Raw genomic sequence first — 18,710 nt, forward strand, 5'->3', positions numbered from 1 at the left:
GAGCGAGGTTACTTGGCCAAGCGCTCGACGTCCAGCGAAATCATATACTCCTCGTCCGTGGGAATGACCACGACGGTGACGCTAGAGCCGGCAGCGGAAATGACGCCGCCCTTGCCGCCCACGCACTCCCTGTTCTTGGCGCGATCAACGCGAACGCCGAGCCACTCGAGGAACTCGCAGAACGCCTGACGGGTCGCCCAGTCGTTCTCGCCAATGCCACCAGCGAAGGTGATGGTGTCGACGCCGGCCATGGAGAAGATCATGGAGCCGGAGTGCAGCATCGCCTTGTAGGCGAACAGGTCGAGCGTGAACAGCGCCTTCTCGTCGCCCTCGAGCGCCGCCTCGCGAATGTCGCGCGCATCGCTCGTCTTCTCATACATGGCGAGGATACCGGACTGCTTGTTCATCATGGTATCGACCTCGTCGGCGGTGTAGCCACCCACGCGCTGCAGGTAGCAGACGGTGGCGGGGTCGATGGAGCCGCAGCGGGTGCCCATCATGAGGCCGTCGAGCGGGGTCAGGCCCATCGTGGTGTCGCGGCACACGCCGTCCTCGATGGCGCACAGGGAGCTGCCATTGCCCAAGTGGCAGGACAGCAGGCGGTGGCAGCGGTCGCCGAGCATCTCCTTGGCGGTCTTCCACTCATAGCGATGGCTCGTGCCGTGCGCGCCGTACTTGCGCACGTGGTACTTCTCGCGAACCTCGCGAGGCAGCGGGTAGGTGTAGGACATCTCGGGCATGCCCATGTGGAAGGAGGTGTCGAACACAGCGACGTTCGGAATACTCGGATAGGCATCGCGGCAGAACTCGATTACGCCGGCCTCAGCGTAGTTGTGCAGGGGGGCGAGGGGCGCCACCTCGTAGATCTTGGCGAGCACGTCGTCGTCAACGAGGGCAGAATCGGTGAAGTGCCAGCCGCCCTGGACGATACGATGGCCGATGGCGTCCATCTCGAAGCCATGCTCGTTGATAAGATCGATGACCATGCGAACGGCCGTGCCGTGGTCGGGTAGAACGACGGCCTCCTTGACCTTTTCCCCACCCTCGCTGTGACCGAAGATTCCCTCTTCGAGGCCGATCTTCTCGCAGTTGCCCTTGGTGAAGACCTCGCGAGTCTTGGTGTTCATGAGCTGGAACTTGAGACTCGAGCTACCGGCGTTGAGAACGAGGACGTTCATGACACTCCCTACAAATGATGCGCGGACAATCGTGCGTCGCGCAGGACGTTACAACGGTTCTATCATAGCGCGAATGTGCGCACGCAGGCATCCCACCGCGCGCACAACGCTATTTTGCATGCGGGCCCTGCGGCCTCAAATGAGTCCTTCGCCGAGCGGCTTGCCGCCGAGCACGTGCAAGTGAACGTGCATGACGGTTTGACCGGCGGCCTCGCCCTTGTTCGAAATCACGCGGAAGCCCTCATCGAGGCCCTTGATGCGGGCGACCTCGGCCACTGCGTGCATCATGGCGGCGAGCGTCTCGGCGGGAATGCCATCGATGATGTTGTCGTAGTGCTCCTTGGGAATCACGAGCGTGTGCGCGGGCGCCTGCGGGTTGAGGTCGTCAAACGCGATGACCAGGTCATCCTCGTAGACGATGGTCGAGGGGATCTCGTGGGCGGCGATTTTGCAGAAGATGCATTCGGACATGGGGCTCCTTTCAATTGTGTTCCCGTGTCGGCAGGGGGGGCATATCGTCCCGTGCTCAAACAGTCCTGGCTCGCACGGACCGTCCACCGGACGGTCCGGCTCGTGCGGAACTGCGCGCGGGACGATATGCCCCCTACCGACAAACGACGTCCCCCTCGATTATCGCATCGAAAGGGCGACTACGGGTTGAGGGGATGGCTCTTAGAGGGTAAGGCTGTCGGCATCGTCCGCGGGCTCGCCGGGAACGAGCTGATCGGAGCCGTCGACATCTTGCAGCAGGACGGAGACCTTTTGCTCGGCCGCTGCCAGACGACCGCGGAGGCTCTTGAGAAGCTCCACGCCGCGCGTGTAGCTCTCGAGCGATTCCTCGAGCTCCATATCACCTGACTCGAGACTGCGGATGATAAGCTCAAGCTCGGTGGACGCCTCCTTGTAGGTAAGCTCCTCAACGTTCTTGCGATCTGCCATGTTCTTCTCCTTACTCGGCGCCACTCCGGGCAACGCGTAGCTTCCTGTATCTTCTCGGCTTATTTCCCAGCATGTGTGATGTTGCGGACAGATGCACTCACTTCGCCGTCGGCCATGCGTACCCGCACTTCGTCACCCGGCGCGAACACGTCCACGCTCGTCGCGACGCGCCCGGCACCGTCGTAGGCGATGGAGTACCCGCGGCCGAGGACCTTGAGCGGCGAGAGCGCATCGAGTGCTGCCGCGCTTTTCCCCAGTTCCGCCACGGGGCCGCTCAAGATGATCGAACCCTTGGCACGTAGCTTAGAGGTGTACAGGTCCAGGGCGTGACGTTTGACGCCCAGACCGGAAACGCTCGCCTCCAGGCGCGGTGCCAGGCGGTCGAGCGCACCGGTAAAACGCTCCTGTGAGCGGTCGCACGCGACGGCGAATCGATCCGCCGTCTGCGCGAGCTCGGCACGGCGACAATCGACGACATTCGTGGGGTCGACCAGGCACGGACGCGACGCATAGCCATCGACCTCGAGTGCAAGACGCTCGAGCCGCATGGACATCGCGCGGGAGATCCTCCCCAACATGCCCTCACATTCCGCATCCGCGGAAGCGGTCAACGATACCAGGGAGCGCTGCAGCCGCTGCTCACGCATATTCAGCACATTAACGAGTTCGGCGAACTCGGGGGCCACCGACTCCGCCGCCGCTGTGGGTGTGGAGCACCGGCGGTCGCTTACCATATCGCAAATCGAATTGTCGGGCTCGTGTCCGATGCCGGTCACCACGGGCACGGGACTGGCCGCGACGGCGCGGGCGAGGGACTCGTCGTTGAAGGTCATGAGATCCTCGAAGGAACCGCCACCGCGAACGAGCAGGATGCAATCGGGTGCGGGCGAAATCGCGGCCGCACGGCGCAGCCCCTCGATGAGCTCGGCGGGAGCACCCTCCCCTTGGACCTTCGCCCCCACACAGACGACCTCGACCAGCGGGTTGCGGCGGCGCAGCGTGCGCTTGACATCGTTGACGACGGCACCGGATAGCGACGTGACGACGGCGATGCGCGTGCAAAAGACCGGAATGCGGCGCTTGCGCTCGGGTTCCATGAGGCCCTCGCGGCGTAGCTTCTCCGCAAGTTGGGCAACCTGCTGACGAAGCAGGCCCTCCCCCGCCAAGGTGAAGGAGCTCGCCTTGAAGCTCATCTTCCCCGTGGGCTTGTACAGGTCGAACGTCCCCGTGAACAGCACTTGCAGGCCGTCGCGCAAATCAAAGGCGCGCTTGTCGTACGTGCCCTTCCACACGATGCAATCGAGCGCCGCAGACTCGTCCTTGATCTGAAAATAGCAATGGCCGCTACGAGCGTTTGGACCGCGAAAGCCGGTCACCTCGCCGAGCACGGTGATCTTGGGAATGTCGTGGAGCGCACCGGCGGCGAGCTCTGCCGCTTGCGAGACGGAAAGCGCGTCCTCATCGGGCACCGCGGAAGGTGCCTCGGGCGAGGAGCCCGTCAGGTTCCACGCGTTCATATGCCCTCCTCTCACTCGTATCTTCGAACTCGAACCAGTGTAGCAACGCGTGCGGACAAAACGAAGCACCGCGTGAGCGAGCAGAACCGCACCCGGGCACGCGCCATCCGCCTCGCGGGCGCGTTCCGCCCTCTTGCGGCCGCGCCACGCCCCCTCGCAGCCACGCGCCCCGAGCACGGCCACGCAACGGTGCGTGGGGCACCGCGCAGGGGCTGCTCACGTATGGCTGCTCGCGAAGGGCTACTCGTCGCGATTCCTGTTGGTGCGGGCGAGCAGATAGAGCAGCTGCATCACGCTGGCAAGCGCTGCCGCCACGTAGGTGAGGGCGGCGGCGGTGAGCACCTTGCGAGCACCGCGCACATTGACCTCGCTCATGCCCGAACGCTCGATATAGGCCACCGCACGGCGGCTGGCGTCGATCTCGACGGGAAGCGTTACGAGCTGGAAGATGACGGAGAACGCGAACAAACCGATAGCGATCGTGGTGAGACCCGCCATGTTCATCATGACGCCGAGCAAAAACACGATGGTCCAGACGTTCTGGGTGAAGTTCACCACGGGCACGAGCGCATGGCGAACCTTCATCAAGAAATACCCGCTCTCACGCTGCACGGCGTGGCCCGCCTCGTGGCAGGCGACCGCGACACTCGCGACCGATCCGCCGCTGAGGTTCTCTCGGGAGAGGTAGAGGTTGTTATCGCGCGGGTCGTAGTGGTCGGACAGGTGACCCGAGGTGCCCCTGATGCCCACGCGACCGCACCCGAGGTCGTCGAGCATGCGACGCGCAACCTGCTCGCCCGTCTCCCCGTCCGAGGCGACTTTGGACCAGCGACGATAGGTCGAGTTGACGTAGTTTTGCGCCATCAGGCCGATAACCGTGGTAACCAGCACGATAACGAGATACAACGGGTCAAATCCAAACCCGTAGCCATATCCATAGCCGTAGTAAGGCATCTGCGAATCCTTTCAAGCACGCGTCCATTCGCACATGCAGCTTGTTCTACCCAAAAAACCGCCCAAGGCGCGGGAGATGGGCGCCCACAATGAAAAGAGAACCAAAAGGGGGTAGGAATGTCGAAAAACGAGGGCGAGAGAGGCTCGATTTTCGACATTCCTACCCTCTACGCAGCGCAAACGGGGACGATTGCGCAATGCGGACGGGGGCGATGAACCCTCCGCTCTTTCAATTGCCGGGCAGACTAGAAGTCCACGGCTCCCTCGCCAGCCATCCACTCGGCCTGGAACTCGGCGTAGCGGCCTTCGATGATGGCCTGACGCGCGCGACGCATGAGGTCGAGCAGGAAGTAAATGTTGTGCTGGGACAGCAGAATGCCGCCGAGCATCTCCTTCTGCGTGACCATATGGCGGATGAGCGCGCGCGAGTAGCCGCCGGTACACACCGGGCAGGTGCACTTCTCGTCGATGGGGCGCGGGTCCTTCGCGAACTTGGCGTTCTTGAGATTCATGCGGCCGGTGCTGGAGAACGCCGTGCCCATACGGCCGGTACGCGTGGGCAGGACGCAGTCGAACATGTCGATGCCGCAGCCCACGCCGCGCACGAGCGTAGTGGGGTTGCCCACGCCCATGAGGTAGCGGGGCTTGCAGCGCGGCATGTGCTCGGACACGAGCGGCTCGAGCGTCTCGAACATGACCTCGTGGGGCTCGCCCACGGAGTAGCCGCCGATGCCGTAGCCGGGAAAGTCGCCGATCTCCTCGAGGTGCTTGAGGGAGCGCAGGCGCAGATCGAGGTGCATGCCGCCCTGGACGATGCCGAACAGGGCCTGGTCGTCGCGGGTATGAGCCTTGTAGCAACGCTCGGCCCACATGCTGGAGAGCTCGACGGCGCGCTCGACGAACTTGCGCGTGGCGGGGTACCCGGGGCACTGGTCGAGCTGCATGCAGATATCGCTGCCGAGCTTCATGGCGATCTCCATGTTGTCCTCGGGCGTCCAGAAGACATGGGAGCCGTCGTAATCGGTGGCGATGAAGCGCACGCCCTCGTCGGTGAGCTTGACTGCGTCGGAATGGGAGAAGATCTGGAAGCCACCCGAGTCCGTGAGGATGGGGCCGTGCCAATTCATGAAATCGTGCAGGCCTCCGAGCTCGGCGATGGTGTCCGCGCCGGGGCGCATGGCGAGGTGATAGGTATTGGCGAGCACGATCTGGGCGCCAAGGTCCTTGACCGTCTCGGTGGGAATGCCCTTGACGTTCGCCTTGGTGCCCACCGGCATGAAAATCGGGGTCTCGATATCACCGTGCGGCGTGTGTAGAATGCCCGCACGGGCATGCGTCTTGGGGTCTTCGGCGACGATCTCGTACTTGAACAGGGACTGATCCATGAAACGGCTCCTCGGTTATTCGGTGCCGGGCGCACACGGGGCGATCACCCTTCCGTGCGAGGCGCTCCCGCGAAGGGGACCTCGCATCCGCGCGCCGGCGGCACCGCGCGATATCAGCCGCTTATTGTACTATCGGGCACGCCCTTTCCGCGCACTCCCGCCTGAGCAGCACAAAATATGTCTGTCCAAACCCTTTTACATCTGTCGTTTTGCCTACTCCGCGCCCGGCAGGCCGTTGCCCGCGCCGCGGTTGGGCCGCCGAAGCGCGAGGAGCTGATCGCGCACCTGCTCGCACTGGGCGATCGCCTTGTCAACGCGCCCCTTCGACTCCATTATGCGCTGCTGGACCATGGCGTCCATGAAGGCGTTGTCGAACAGCCAGTCGGCAGTGAGGAGGAAGTCGCCGACGTCGGGGCCGAGCCCGGCGAAGCCCTGAACGTCATCCAGCTCGTCTGCCAGGCGTGCCAGTGACGCTTGAGCAGCGGAGAGGTGGCGGCGCGCGGCCTGCATCTTGTCGTGCTTAATCAGTGAACTAAAGAATCCCCCGCCGAAGATGTCAAACCATCCCCAGTTGCCGGCGCTCTTGAGATCACGCGCCGCGGCGTCAAGGCAGTTAAGCGCGTCCTCCACCGCCGTGAGCGCCTCATCAATCTCGATATCCTGACGTGCCATCGTCTTCCCTTCCAAGTCGGTTGCTCGATTCTACCCGCTATGGACCCGTTCGTTCTTCCAAGCGCAGGGATGGCGGCATTGCATGCACCAGCCGATGGCAAATCAGCCGACTCCGAGCGCGCGAGACGCGCCACGAGCATACGGAACGGGCGAGAGACAGGACAAGTTGAGGTTTTTCGTATCGATATCGAGAAATAGAAAGAAGCGACAATAGTGGCAAGCGCATGACCTGCGGCGATTATAGATGCAAAGCCGCCTCTACTTCACGAAACCAATTTTCAATACGAAAAAGCTCAAGTTTGTGAGCAACGGGCGACTTGCGTGCCGTTTCTGCCACGGGAAAGGCGGCTTGCGTGCCGTTTCGACCATGGAAAGGCGGCTCAGACTTACGGGCAGTCGGCTCACCCTTGCGGAAAGGCGGCTCGCCTCGCCTCGCGAAGCCATGCAAAAGCCTCCCACCCCCAGCTTTTGCCTCTTGCCGGGAAATGGGAGGCCGAATGCGGGTCCGTCCGACCGAATCGCACGCCAATCCAGTCGCCCCTTGCCAATGGGAACATGAACGCATGGATTACAGCCCGAAGCGCGCCTTGATCCCACTCGTCAAAGGCGGTAACGATTCGGCGCCAGGTCGTTCGCTGGGGGCGATTGCCACATCAACGTCAGGACCGCCGATGTGGCCTTGCAGCGCAGCCTTACCTTACGGGCGCTGGCCCATACCACCCTCGAGCGTGAGGGTCTCGCCGTTCATGTACTTGAAGTCGGGTCCGCACAGCTGAACGACGACGCGGCCGATCTCGGTCTCGACGTCACCGTAGTGGCCCGCCGGCGGCATGTGGACGTTGGCCTCGAAGGCCTCGGGATACGCGTTCTGGAAATTCTCGAGCTGGGCGGTCCAGGCGAGCGGGCAGACGATGTTCACGTTGACGCCGTCATTACCCCACTCGTTCGCGGCAACACGCGTCAAGCCGCGGATGCCCTCCTTGGCGGCGGCGTATGAGCACTGGCCGTAATTGCCGAACAGGCCTGCACCGGAGGCGAAGTTCACCACGGAGCCCTTGGTCTCCTTGAGGTGCGGATAGCACTTCTGCATGTAGAGGAACGTCGCGTACAGGCCGGAGTACAGGGCAAGGTCAAACTGCTCCATGGTGTGGTCGGCAATAGTAACACCGGACGCAGAAGCTTGGGCGTTGTTCACGAGCGCGTCGATGCGGCCGAACTTGGCGATCGCCTCGTCGACGACATGCTGCACGATAGCCTCATTGTCCTGGCCGGCGGAGACATCGGCCTGGACCGGAAGGACCTCGATGCCGTACTCGGCCTCGAGCGACTCCTTGGCCGCCTCGAGCTTTGCCACGTTGCGGCCAGTGATGACGAGGTTGGCGCCCTCCTTGGCAAAGGCGATATCGATGCCGTAACCGATGGATCCGGCGGAACCATCCTGGAGCGTGGCCTTGCCGCCACCCGTGACGATTACGGTCTTACCGGTGAAAAGCCCCATGTCTTTCTCCTCTCAATTAATTATTGTGCAGAAACCTGCACACAACTACCGCAACCATACCCCTCTTACACCTCACGCAATCAAAGTCGGCAACGCTGTTCGTTAAGCGGCGTTCCGCGATTCGCCAAACGGATAAACAAGACCGCCCATTCCCAGAGGCAGCGCTAAGACAAGTATGCGAAAACGTCTTGGAATCAAGGTAGCCAAAGCCATGCGTCCGCACCGCGCCGTATGATAGAGCCATACGAACGGCGGGCATCGACCGCATGCGAAAGGGGCACCATGAGCGAACGTGACGATATGCAGCCTGTTGATGCGACGTCAAACCAAAACGACGAGACGGCAACCAACAGCGACTCAGCCAAAGAAGTACACGCAGATGGGGTCGCAGTCGAGCCCGAAAACCGAGCCATTGAGCCGACCGGTTCGGCCCGTTCGGCCAATTCGACAGGTTCGGCCATCTCGGCTGATTCGACCGGCGCGACCGGCACCACCGAGCCAGCCGGCTCAACCGATTTGGCCAACATGCCTGACCGGACAGAAACCAACGCCGCGCGGGCAGTAGGTGCGTTCTTTGCAGAGGGCGTGGCGAGCATGAAGGAGATGAGCGCAGCCCATCGCGCTCACAGCGAGGCGCGCGGAGAGCTCGAGCGCCTGGACAACACCATAGCCGCTCGCGAACGCGAACTCGCGCGCCGCCGCGACATCGAGTCGCGCTATGACGAGATCGTCGCAGAAGAAACAGCTCGCAAGAACGCCGCCGTTCAGACACGTGAGGCCGCCGAGGAGCGTCGCGCCGCAATAGCCGCAGAAGTCGCCGAACTCAAAAACAACCTGGAGAAGATGCGAGACGAGGACGCCTCCGTTGAGCGTCGCCTCAAGTCCGCCGTCGATGCGGCGGAGGACAAGGAGCGGTCATCGCGCGAATCCGGCAAACGCCTTCAGCGTCGGCTCGATGATGCGCAGGAGAATCTCGAGCGTACGGTCAAGGAGCACGACGAAGGCGTCTCGACCGCACAGCAGGCGGTCAAGAGCGCCGAGTCGCTGCTGGCGACGCTCAATGCCGAATACGCCGAGATCCAGCGCAACCCTTCCGCCAATCCCGCTGGGTACTCCGTGCGCAAACGCGAGCTCGAAGATGAGATCTCCGACGCGGCGTGCGCGCTGCGAACGGCAAAGGATGACGTTCCGCGCATCGAACAAGAAACCCAAGCGGCAATTGACGAGGCTCGCGCCGCCGTCGCCGAGGCAGAGAAGCCCATGGCGTCGGCACGCGAGGCATTCAACGCCGTCGCAGCGGCGGCGGACCGCGCGCGAGATGCGTACAGCGAGGCGAAAGATGACGCCGAGAAGCGTCAGAAAAAACTGCGTGGCGAGATTTCCGAACGCGAAAAGGAGGCAAAAGCCGAAGAGCACGCCGCCCAAGTTGCGCAAAAGGAGGCGGACGCCGCCCAATCGACGCTTGATGAAGCCAATGAGATCCACGCGCATCCCGAGGCGACCGCATCTCTTGCCCATGCCCTCGAGGCAGATCGTGCCGAGCGCATTGACCGCGTCGCCGAAGTCGAGGAGCTCGCCGCCGCCGAAAAGACCGTCCGCGAGCGCACGCGAGGGGCGCGCTTGAAGCTCGTACTTGCAATTGCCAGCATCGTGCTCGTCGTGGTGCTCATGCTGGTTTGGACGTATCTCGCCCAATAGCCCCATTGCCCCGACGTGACGGCGGCAATCACGCAAAAGCCCGGCCCCCGCTATGAGGAGTCGGGCTTCGACTTGAGCCAAGGGGCCATCGGCCCTAGCGACGGCGCGAACGCGACGCTACTCCACGACCTCGACGAGCTCGATGTCGAAGTTAAGATCGCAGCCTGCCAGCTCGTGGTTGGCGTCGAGCTTGACGCCCTCGGGCGAGACCTCGACGACCGTCACGGGCACGGGCATACCGCCGGGACCCTGCAGGAAGAGCTTCATGCCGACCTCGATCTTCTCGAAATCCGGCACCTGATCGGCCGGGAAGAAGAGGATCATGTCCTCGGAGCGCTCACCGTACGCCTCGGCGGCCGGGATGTGGACGGTCTTCTTCTCGCCCACCTCCATGTCGAGCACGGCGGCGTCGAAGCCCTTGATCATCTGGCCGGCGCCGGCCACGAACTCGATGGGCTCGCCGCGATCGTAGCTGGAATCGAACTGGGTGCCGTCGTCGAGCGTGCCGCGGTAGTGGGCCTTGACCGTCTTACCCTGGTTGGACATGTGCATCCTCTTTCAATCGTAGTAATCCCCGCCCGGATGAAGGCGGAAGGCTTGCAAAATGGCCGAAGGCGAGTTCAGGCCTCCCCGCCGGCACGTTGAACCACTATACCCGAGGCTCGAGCAGCTCATGCAGTATGCGCTCCCGATTATTGATAAAGAGCTCCGTGACCTGATAGCTCTCAGTCTCCTCGTAACCGATCTCATGCAACTCACCATCGTCAAATGAGATGATGCGCGCACCCGGAAGCCCCAAGAGAATGGGCGAGTGCGTAGCCACGATGAGCTGGCTGCCGTGATGTGCAAGCTGGTCCATCTCGTACAGCAAGGTCAGCTGCCGCGCAGGCGAAAGGGCCGCCTCGGGCTCATCGAGAAAATACAGGCCATTGTCCCGGGAGCCGTCTTGGATGAATCCGAGAAACGCCTCCCCATGGCTCATCTCGTGCAGCGGGACCCTTGCGCCTGTAACGGGATTCGTGTACATCGCACCCGGAAGCCCCGGCCTCATGCTGCACCGATCGGCCTCGGACGCGACGTTATAGAAGCTCTCCGCCCGCAAAAAGAAGCTGCTGCGCGGCGCCAAACGCCCCCGCTCCATGTAAATGCCCTCGTGGAGGACGGAATGGGAATCCCTCGTGGCAAACGTGTAGTTGGACGTGCCTCCCTCGGCGTTGAGGCCATACGCGACCGCCATGGCCTCGAGCAGGGTCGACTTACCCGACCCGTTCTCGCCAACGAAAAACGTGACGTTCGAGTCGAAGGCGAGCGAACGCTCGCCCAGCGACGCGAGCGCGGAGATACGGCGCAGGTACTCGTCTCCGTGGACAAGCTCCCACAGAATCGAAACGGAAGATATGAACAGCTCACCATCGAGCATGACGCCCCCTATCGTCCGTGCCCCAAATGCTGTCATTGTACGCGCGCGCCAAGACAAAGCCCTCCGTCACGATGAGGTGACAGAGGGCTTTCGTCACATGAGGCAGTTCGTTGGTTACTCGTCAGACCCTTTCGGCTCGGCGTTCTTCTCCGGCGGGAGCACCAGGTTCAAGATGATGCCCACGAGCGCGGAGGTCGCCATGCCGGGCAGAGTATAGTCGCCCAACGGGATGGCAATGCCCGCTGTCTCCATGCCCACGCCCAGGATGATGACAACCGAAGCGATCATGAGGTTGCGGTTCACGTCGAAATCCACGCCATTGGACACGAGCATGCGCAGGCCGTTGGAGGCAATGAGGCCGAACAGCAGCAGGCACACGCCGCCCATGACCGGGCTCGGGATGGAGTTGATGAGCGCAGCGAGCTTGGGGCACAGGCCGCCGACGATGAGCGCGAATCCGCCCGCGTACCAGAAGATCTGGGTGGAGTAGACGCGCGTGACGCTCATGACGCCGATGTTCTCGGCATACGTGGTGGTGGGAGGACCTCCCAGGAAGCCCGAGATCATGGTGGACAGGCCGTCGCCGGCGAGTGAGCGCGGCAGCAGCGGGCGATAGTCCTTGTCGACGATCTCGCCCACGGCGAGCAGGTGGCCGATATGTTCGATGACCGTGACCACGGCGACCGGCGCGATGAGCGCGATGGCGCCCATGTCGAACTTGGGGAAGCTGATGCTGGGCAGGCCGATCCATGCGGCCTGGGCGATGGGCGCGAAATCCACCATGCCGAACGCCACGGCGACCGCATAGCCCACGATGATGGCGAGCAGCACCGGCACCGTGCCGACGATGCCGCCGCGCCCGGAAAAGATCACCGCCGCGAGCAGCGTGACGGCGGCGACCAGGGCGCCCTGCGGGTTGAACACCGATGCACCCGCGGCGTCGGTACCCATAAAGGCCATGTTGGCGGCGGTGGCGGACAGACCCACGCCGATGACCACCATGACGGAGGCAACGAGCACGGGCGGCAGCAGGCGGTCAAGCCAGCCCGTGCCGACGAGCTTGATGATGCCCGCCACCACGAGGAACACTGCGCCCGCCACAATCACACCGGACATGGCGGCGTCGAGGCCGCGCGTGGCGCCCACCGCGAGGATGGGGCTGATGAAGGCGAACGAGCTGCCCAGATAGCTGGGAATCTTGTTGCCGGTCACGAGCAGGTAGCAGATGGTGCCGATGCCCGAGCACATGATGGCGACGTTGGGATCGAGGCCGGTCAGCACGGGTACGAGCACCGTGGAGCCGAACATGCTCATCATGTGCTGGATTCCCAGCGGAATGGCGCGCGCCGGGGAGACCCGGTCGTCGACGCCGATGACCTCGCGTTCGCGGTGGCTCATGGGCGGTCCTTTCTGTAGGCGACAGTTCAGTCTATGGTACCGTGTAACCCGCAACAGAAGTGCGACGACGCGCGCAAGCTAGAAGAGTTTGCGCAGCGATGTGATACGGACTGCAGCTGATCCATCCGTCTCGCCCCGCGACTCGCTGCACCCCAGTTCACGTCAGCCACGTAACCCGCGGCCGAGGCCGCTCGTCCATGCGCGGTGCACCAGCGGCGCGACAAGGCGCCACCAACCAAAGGCCCGCCGACCTCGAAAGGAGCCCGCAACGCATGAGCGACACCCGCCTCGTCCTCACCCTGCACGCCGATGGGCTCGAGATCCCCGTCAAGGTCACTCGCAAACACGTAAAGAACCTCAACCTGCGCGTCCGCGGCGACGGGTCGGTCGCACTCAGCATTCCACAGCGCCTCTCCTTCACCCGCGCGCAGGCGTTTCTGGACTGCAAGGCAAGCTGGATAATCGAACGCGTCCGCCGCGCCCAGATGCGGAACACGCGTATTTCCCCAACCGAGGGGGAAAGCGATGGCGATGGACGAACCTCGTACCCGCTGTGGGGAGACCTCACGCCCCTCGGCTTCGATCACGGCAGTCAAGACTTCATCGACAACCTCTACCGCGAAGAACTGGGGCGCGTCCTTCCCCGCATCGCTGCTCGACTGGAGCGGAGGATGGGCGTCCGCGCCTCGCGGTGGAGCATCCGCACGATGAAAACCCGATGGGGCTCGTGCACCCCGTCCACAGGCGCCATTCGCATCAACGCTCGCCTCGCCGCCTATCCGCCCGAATGCCTTGAGTTCGTGGTCGCCCATGAACTCGTCCACCTGCTGGAACCCAGCCACAACGCACGCTTCCACGCATTACTCGACGAATTCTGCCCCGACAACCGGGCTCTCGCCCGGCGTCTCAGGCAAGGCCCCGTTTCGCCTGACACGGAGAAGCGGAGCGATCACGACGACGAGCTCGAGGCAAAACTGCCTATGGCTGATTTGTAATTACCCCGGCATATCTCCCACAATGAAAAGGACGCCTCCGAAGAGACGTCCCTGCTGCAAATTGAGTTGCTTGTTACGAGCGAACGAATCGCCCCTCGAAACTCGAAGCTACTCCTCGACGAGCTCGAACTGATCCGGGCCAACGCCGCAGACGGGGCAGACATAATCCTCGGGCAGCTCGGGAGTGTCGACCTCGACCTCGAAACCGCAAACAACGCAAACGAACTTGTAAGTCTTGTCAGCCATGATTGGCTCCTTTCACAGGCGATTGAACGTAGGTTGAGTATACCCAAGTTTACCGAACATGAGACACGCCAAGCTTCCCATGAACGATCTCGGATCTCCCTCAAACGTTCCGATATGTTATCGGAATGGTTTCCTATTATCAAGCAGTTTCTCTAAGGATGCGACGCATCGGGCAGCGCGCAGTAACCGTCCCGCTAGACTTCAAGCCGGCCATGCCAGCGGGGACGCTACCCCTGATACGAACTCGCTTTGGGGGGCGTCTTGCCTTTGAGCGTGCTGTGGTAGTAAGCATACGTGAGAGGAGGCTCATCGGAAAGCCGCTCGGCTTGCACGACCTCGCCGACGAACAGATAATGTGTCCCCACGTCGACGCTGTCGATCAGCTTGCATGCATATACCGCGCACGCGTGCTCCGGACAATAGGGGCTCCCCACCTCCGAGATTGCCGTCTCGTATTTCTCGAATTTGTCATAGGTGTCACTGGAGCGAAAGCCGAAGTTGCCGATGTAGGGCATGTCCGCCGTTTGATCGATTGCGGTAACTGTGAACGCCCCCGCCTTTGCGATGACCCCAGATGTCACGTTGTCCTTGTGCACCGCGACGGTCATGCGAATGGGCTCGGCGGTCACCTGCACCGCCGTATTGACCACGCATCCCGCCTTGGTGCCGTCCGCCTCTGCAGACACGACATACAACCCATAGCTCATCGCGAACATCGCCGTGGAATCGATAGCCATGACATTCCCCTTTCTCAAATGTCTCGCGTGCCACGCGCTTATCACCAGTATAGGGATTACAAAGGCGCGGGGACGGTCGCATCCGTATGAGTCGGTGGGAGGGACGTCGAACGCGTCCGCGCAGGCAGCGTCCATTGCATGGGCATCGAATGCCGAGAGCCTCAAACGCAAACGGGCACCCGATCGCACATGGGTGCCCGTCTGAAGGAAAATGGGCGATTACCGGCTACGTTGCTTGAGAGCCCGATCGATCTCGCGCTGCACGTCGCGCTTGGCCATGTCCTCGCGCTTGTCGTACAGCTTCTTACCTCGGCCAAGGCCAAGCAGAAGCTTGACACGGCCATCCTCGTTGAAATACAACTCCAAGGGCACGAGCGCCACCCCGCGCGTGCGCAGTTTACCGTCGAGATAGTCGATCTGCTTGCGGTGAAGCAGCAGCTTGCGACGGCGATCGGGATCACGGTTGAAAATCGATCCGTTGGAATACGGATGAATGTGCACGTTATGAAGCCAGCACTCGCCGTTGCGGATAAGGGCGAAGGAGTCCGTGATCTGACAGGCGCGTTCACGCAGGCTGCGTACCTCGGTACCGGCAAGCTCGACCCCACACTCGAAGGTCTCGTCAATAAAGTACTCATGATGAGCCGAACGGTTCTTGGCGATAAGCTTCTTTTCCCTGCGCGGCTTACGAGCAAATCCGTCTGCCATAGTTACTCACCTCCCTGTTCGTTGGAAAGCTCCGCGTCAGACTCGCGAATGAGGCGAAGGAGGGCCTCACACGCCGGAGCTCCGACCAAATCGCGGGCGAGCAGGGTGAGGCGCGTGGCCTCATTGCGGTCGCCCTCATCGGCCGCGTCCGTTGCGCACATGAGCAGGCACACGGCGATCTCGGCATTGGCACCGGTTGCCAGGCCCTCCCCCTCGACCGCAGCGTTCGCATCGGCATCGGAGAGCTCGGCGAGTTCGGGATGCTCACGGTCAAGGTGCGAGGCGAGAGCCGTGGCGGCGGCGTCATCGGCGCACGCGCGAATCGCCGCCCGACGGCAACCCTCCGCGGCGGGGAGCTTATCGCAAGACAGGAAAAAATGGCCCAAATTCGCAAAGGCACGCGCAAGCGCTTGCGGAGTCGTGGCACGCTCGAGAACTGAAGCCGAAAGCGCCGCCCACTCCCTGGTGTCCCCGAGCGCACGATAGACCTCGGCGAGGTTCAGGCGGTGGGCGCAATTCATGGGATTCCAGCGCACGGCCTGCTTGAGCGCATCGCGCGCAAGCTCATAGTCGCGTTTTTGCACGTACACATAGGCAAGTGCCGCATAGAGACGATCAAGCGGAGCGTCTACCTGCGTGAGCTCGCGGGGATCCTGCTCCACGCGACGATAGGCAAGACGCTCGAACGGGTTGGCAAAGCTGAACCATTGGCGTGCCTCGGTGGCGATGCAAGCGGTATCGGCATACTCACCAGCCTCGGCGGCAAGTTCCTCGAGCAGCATGCGCGCCGTATCGAGCTCGCCTTCCGCCAGCAGATCCTCGGCATAATCGATGTCATGCGCCGCAATGGGCATATCCATGGTGTCCTCCTAGAAAAGAGTCGAGGCTTCAGTGTAGCGCAGAAGCGTACAGGTACGAAACACACGAAAGACCCGGTGCCGGACGCCCCATCTCATCGGCATACGGGAGCCCTCACGGGCTAGCGATTGGGGCCCTCGATATGGATGAGTTTGAAATCCAGGTGCCCACGCAACACGTCGACGGAAGCCACCTCGATTATCGCACGCTGCCCGAGCTCGATCACCGTGCCACTCGATTCACCCACAAGACGCAGGCGGATGTCGTCGTACTCCCACCACTCGGCACCAAGCGCCGCCATGCGCATCAGGCCTTCGGCACCCGTGTCATCCAAACGCACGAATGCGCCCATGTCCGAAATCCACGAAACCGTTCCAGCAAAGCGCTCCCCCACGCGCCCCGCGAAGAACTGTGCGACCTTGATTTTTTGCGAGGCCGTCGCCGCCGCGTCGGCAGCACGCTCGTTGTCGCTCGCCTGTCGGCAGAGTGTGGAACACACCTGCACGAGCGACTGGGGACCCTTGCCCACGAGACGGGGGGATCGGGTCGCAGCCTCCTTTTTCCCCAGCTCCCGCTTGGCAAGTGCCACTTTGAGCACGCGATGCACCATAAGGTCGGGGTAACGGCGGATGGGGCTCGTGAAGTGACAGTACGCGCGGGCACCGAGCGCATAGTGCCCGCCGTTCTCCGACCGGTACACAGCACGCTGCTGAGCACGCAGGAGCAGGGCGTTCACCAGCGGTGCCATCGGCGAGCCATGGGCATCGACGACCGCGCTGGCGATGGCACGCGGCTCCCCCAGCATGATGCCCGCTGCAAGACCACCCTCAAGTGCACCGAGTTCGGTGAGCGTCTTGACGGCAGAGGCTAGCGTGTCTGCCGAGGGCTCCTCATGCACGCGGTACGCCGCAGTCAGATTGTGGTCGGAGAGGAACTCAGCGACGCATTCGTTGGCGAGCAACATCGCCTCTTCAACCAAGCTGGTGGCGGCACTACGTTCGCGCGTGACGATGTCGATGGGAATGCCCTCGTCATCCAAGAGCACGTGAACCTCGGACGTCTCGAAGTCGATCGAGCCGCGCTTACGACGAACCTCACGCCGAGCGCAGGCAAGCGCGTCTGCGTTTCTGAGGAAGGAGGCGAGGGCGACGCCAGAGACGCGAGCAGCGTCGAGGGCGGCGTGGGCACGGCGAACGGTCGCAGCGTCCGCCGTGCCAGGTTCAGGCGTCCGTGGGCAATCAAGCGCGTCGCCGGCCCCACAGCCCGGTCCTCCATGAACGGGCGCGGGCACAGAGTCGTCTACAGCAGACGCCGCAGCGGGAACATCTCCAGCAAGCAGGTTGTCTGCCGCACCGTAATCCAAGCGCACGCGCGAGCGAATCACGCTCGGATACGCTTCATACGCACGAACGCGGCCCCGCGCGTCGAGTTCGATATCGACGGTAAAGGCGAGCCGGTCCTCATTGGGCCGCAGCGAGCACAAATCGTTGCACAGGCGCTCGGGAAGCATGGGCAACACGCGGTCGGCAAGGTACACCGATGTCGAGCGGCGACGCGCCTCCAGGTCAATCGAGCTTTCCCAGTCAACGTAATGGGACACGTCAGCGATGTGCACGCCGAGCATCCACCCGCCACGCACGGTGCGCGCAACGGAGATCGCGTCGTCAAAATCACGAGCATCGACGGGGTCGATCGTGATGGCGAACCTATCGCGGATATCGCGACGCAGCGGATCGGCCAAAGCGGCATCGACATCGACCGAGAGCCCCGCGGCCTCATCGATCGCTTCCTGAGGGTACCCGTCCGTAAGTCCATACCGCGCCATGATGCACTCGATGCCCAGGCTCGGCTCGTTGGCATCGCCGATACGGCGCTCGATGGTGACCACACCGGCCTCCGCACGGGAAGGATATTCGACGATGTGCGCTGCGACGATATCACCTGGCGTGACCTTGAGACGCGCAGGGGAGTCATCAGAGGGAAGGACGAAGAAATCCTGCTTGATGCGCGCGTCGAGCGGACGTACGGCGCCCAGAGGACCAGCCAGCTCGAAGGTGCCCACAACGGCCTCGGCCGCACGCTCGATCACGTGCTCCACAACCGCGCGACGAGCTCCGCCGCGACCGCGATGCAAGCTTACGTACACACGGTCGCCAGGCATCGCCTCGCGCATCGAGCGCGAGCCCAAGCGGTACGTACCCTCCGCTGTCTCGACCTCGGCGCGCGAGTCATACACGCGCACCGTCCCCGTGAGCCCCGGCAACCGCCGCGACCGAGCAGGCCCGTGCCGTCCGTTCTTCCCGCGCTTTCCTCTACCCATGCATTCCTCTCGTCCAAATAGAGCCGATTCAAACCAGCTCTCTTGTACCCAAACCCAAGGGTGCCCGACAAACCCTCAACCGAACCTCAGGTCACTGCACACCAGCCCCGTCCCCGGCAAAACCCGAGGCCGCCACAACAAAGACCCCGTCAGACCCAACGTCAACCCCACAACACCAAACCCCCGC

At 62.8% G+C, this 18,710-nt stretch carries 18 protein-coding genes; 2 read left to right on the forward strand and 16 right to left on the reverse strand.

Annotated elements, in window-relative coordinates:
• Positions 1-8 precede the first annotated feature (8 nt).
• The 8 genes from DWV48_RS04085 to DWV48_RS04120 all read right to left on the reverse strand — a co-directional run bounded on the left by DWV48_RS04085 (position 9) and on the right by DWV48_RS04120 (position 8,143).
• Entirely contained in the window at positions 9-1,178 is a 1,170-nt protein-coding gene (locus DWV48_RS04085; RefSeq protein WP_118653569.1) for an acetate/propionate family kinase, read from the reverse strand.
• A gap of 135 nt (positions 1,179-1,313) precedes the next feature.
• Positions 1,314-1,649, reverse strand: a complete 336-nt coding sequence (locus tag DWV48_RS04090; RefSeq protein ID WP_118653570.1) for an HIT family protein — start codon at positions 1,647-1,649, stop codon at positions 1,314-1,316.
• A 201-nt stretch (positions 1,650-1,850) separates the two neighbouring features.
• A complete protein-coding gene (gene xseB / locus DWV48_RS04095; protein WP_118653571.1) occupies positions 1,851-2,117 on the reverse strand; it encodes an exodeoxyribonuclease VII small subunit in 267 nt (88 codons plus the stop codon).
• 59 nt (positions 2,118-2,176) lie between these two features.
• Positions 2,177-3,634, reverse strand: coding sequence for an exodeoxyribonuclease VII large subunit (xseA, locus tag DWV48_RS04100; RefSeq protein ID WP_118653572.1), 1,458 nt, complete (start codon positions 3,632-3,634; stop codon positions 2,177-2,179).
• Positions 3,635-3,874: 240 nt separating this feature from the next.
• Positions 3,875-4,588 carry a zinc metallopeptidase gene (locus DWV48_RS04105; RefSeq protein WP_118653573.1) on the reverse strand — a complete coding sequence of 238 codons (714 nt, stop codon included), beginning with the start codon at positions 4,586-4,588 and terminating at the stop codon, positions 3,875-3,877.
• Between the two features lie 245 nt (positions 4,589-4,833).
• Entirely contained in the window at positions 4,834-5,973 is a 1,140-nt protein-coding gene (tgt, locus tag DWV48_RS04110; RefSeq protein WP_118653574.1) for a tRNA guanosine(34) transglycosylase Tgt, read from the reverse strand.
• Between the two features lie 213 nt (positions 5,974-6,186).
• On the reverse strand, positions 6,187-6,645 hold the full coding sequence (locus DWV48_RS04115) for a hypothetical protein (protein WP_118653575.1): 459 nt from the start codon (positions 6,643-6,645) through the stop codon (positions 6,187-6,189).
• 697 nt (positions 6,646-7,342) lie between these two features.
• Positions 7,343-8,143, reverse strand: a complete 801-nt coding sequence (locus DWV48_RS04120) for an SDR family NAD(P)-dependent oxidoreductase (RefSeq protein WP_118653576.1) — start codon at positions 8,141-8,143, stop codon at positions 7,343-7,345.
• 282 nt (positions 8,144-8,425) lie between these two features.
• On the opposite strand from DWV48_RS04120, the gene DWV48_RS04125 reads away from it, so the two are divergent.
• Positions 8,426-9,841, forward strand: a complete 1,416-nt coding sequence (locus DWV48_RS04125; protein ID WP_118653577.1) for a hypothetical protein — start codon at positions 8,426-8,428, stop codon at positions 9,839-9,841.
• A 117-nt stretch (positions 9,842-9,958) separates the two neighbouring features.
• Here DWV48_RS04125 and DWV48_RS04130 read toward each other — a convergent pair whose 3' ends face one another.
• From DWV48_RS04130 to DWV48_RS04140, 3 genes are all read right to left on the reverse strand, one after another.
• Positions 9,959-10,387, reverse strand: a complete 429-nt coding sequence (locus tag DWV48_RS04130; RefSeq protein WP_039910319.1) for a peptidylprolyl isomerase — start codon at positions 10,385-10,387, stop codon at positions 9,959-9,961.
• A 103-nt stretch (positions 10,388-10,490) separates the two neighbouring features.
• A complete protein-coding gene (locus DWV48_RS04135) occupies positions 10,491-11,261 on the reverse strand; it encodes an AAA family ATPase (protein ID WP_118653578.1) in 771 nt (256 codons plus the stop codon).
• Between the two features lie 114 nt (positions 11,262-11,375).
• Positions 11,376-12,659 carry a uracil-xanthine permease family protein gene (locus tag DWV48_RS04140; RefSeq protein ID WP_118653579.1) on the reverse strand — a complete coding sequence of 428 codons (1,284 nt, stop codon included), beginning with the start codon at positions 12,657-12,659 and terminating at the stop codon, positions 11,376-11,378.
• A 272-nt stretch (positions 12,660-12,931) separates the two neighbouring features.
• On the opposite strand from DWV48_RS04140, the gene DWV48_RS04145 reads away from it, so the two are divergent.
• Positions 12,932-13,654, forward strand: a complete 723-nt coding sequence (locus tag DWV48_RS04145) for a M48 family metallopeptidase (protein ID WP_118653580.1) — start codon at positions 12,932-12,934, stop codon at positions 13,652-13,654.
• A 108-nt stretch (positions 13,655-13,762) separates the two neighbouring features.
• Here DWV48_RS04145 and DWV48_RS04150 read toward each other — a convergent pair whose 3' ends face one another.
• The 5 genes from DWV48_RS04150 to DWV48_RS04170 all read right to left on the reverse strand — a co-directional run bounded on the left by DWV48_RS04150 (position 13,763) and on the right by DWV48_RS04170 (position 18,523).
• The gene (locus DWV48_RS04150; RefSeq protein WP_118653581.1) at positions 13,763-13,900 is read right to left on the reverse strand and encodes a rubredoxin-like domain-containing protein; all 138 of its coding nucleotides are present in this window, start codon (positions 13,898-13,900) and stop codon (positions 13,763-13,765) included.
• A 227-nt stretch (positions 13,901-14,127) separates the two neighbouring features.
• A complete protein-coding gene (locus tag DWV48_RS04155) occupies positions 14,128-14,637 on the reverse strand; it encodes a flavin reductase family protein (RefSeq protein WP_199588894.1) in 510 nt (169 codons plus the stop codon).
• Positions 14,638-14,856: 219 nt separating this feature from the next.
• Positions 14,857-15,345 (reverse strand): SsrA-binding protein SmpB, encoded by a 489-nt coding sequence (gene smpB / locus DWV48_RS04160; protein ID WP_118653582.1) that lies wholly within the window; start codon positions 15,343-15,345, stop codon positions 14,857-14,859.
• A 2-nt stretch (positions 15,346-15,347) separates the two neighbouring features.
• Positions 15,348-16,205, reverse strand: a complete 858-nt coding sequence (locus DWV48_RS04165; RefSeq protein WP_118653583.1) for a lipopolysaccharide assembly protein LapB — start codon at positions 16,203-16,205, stop codon at positions 15,348-15,350.
• Between the two features lie 119 nt (positions 16,206-16,324).
• The gene (locus DWV48_RS04170) at positions 16,325-18,523 is read right to left on the reverse strand and encodes a ribonuclease R family protein (protein ID WP_118653584.1); all 2,199 of its coding nucleotides are present in this window, start codon (positions 18,521-18,523) and stop codon (positions 16,325-16,327) included.
• Between the last annotated feature and the right edge of the window lie 187 nt (positions 18,524-18,710).

The sequence above is a fragment of the Collinsella sp. AF08-23 genome (genome assembly GCF_003479805.1).
Classification (GTDB): domain Bacteria; phylum Actinomycetota; class Coriobacteriia; order Coriobacteriales; family Coriobacteriaceae; genus Collinsella.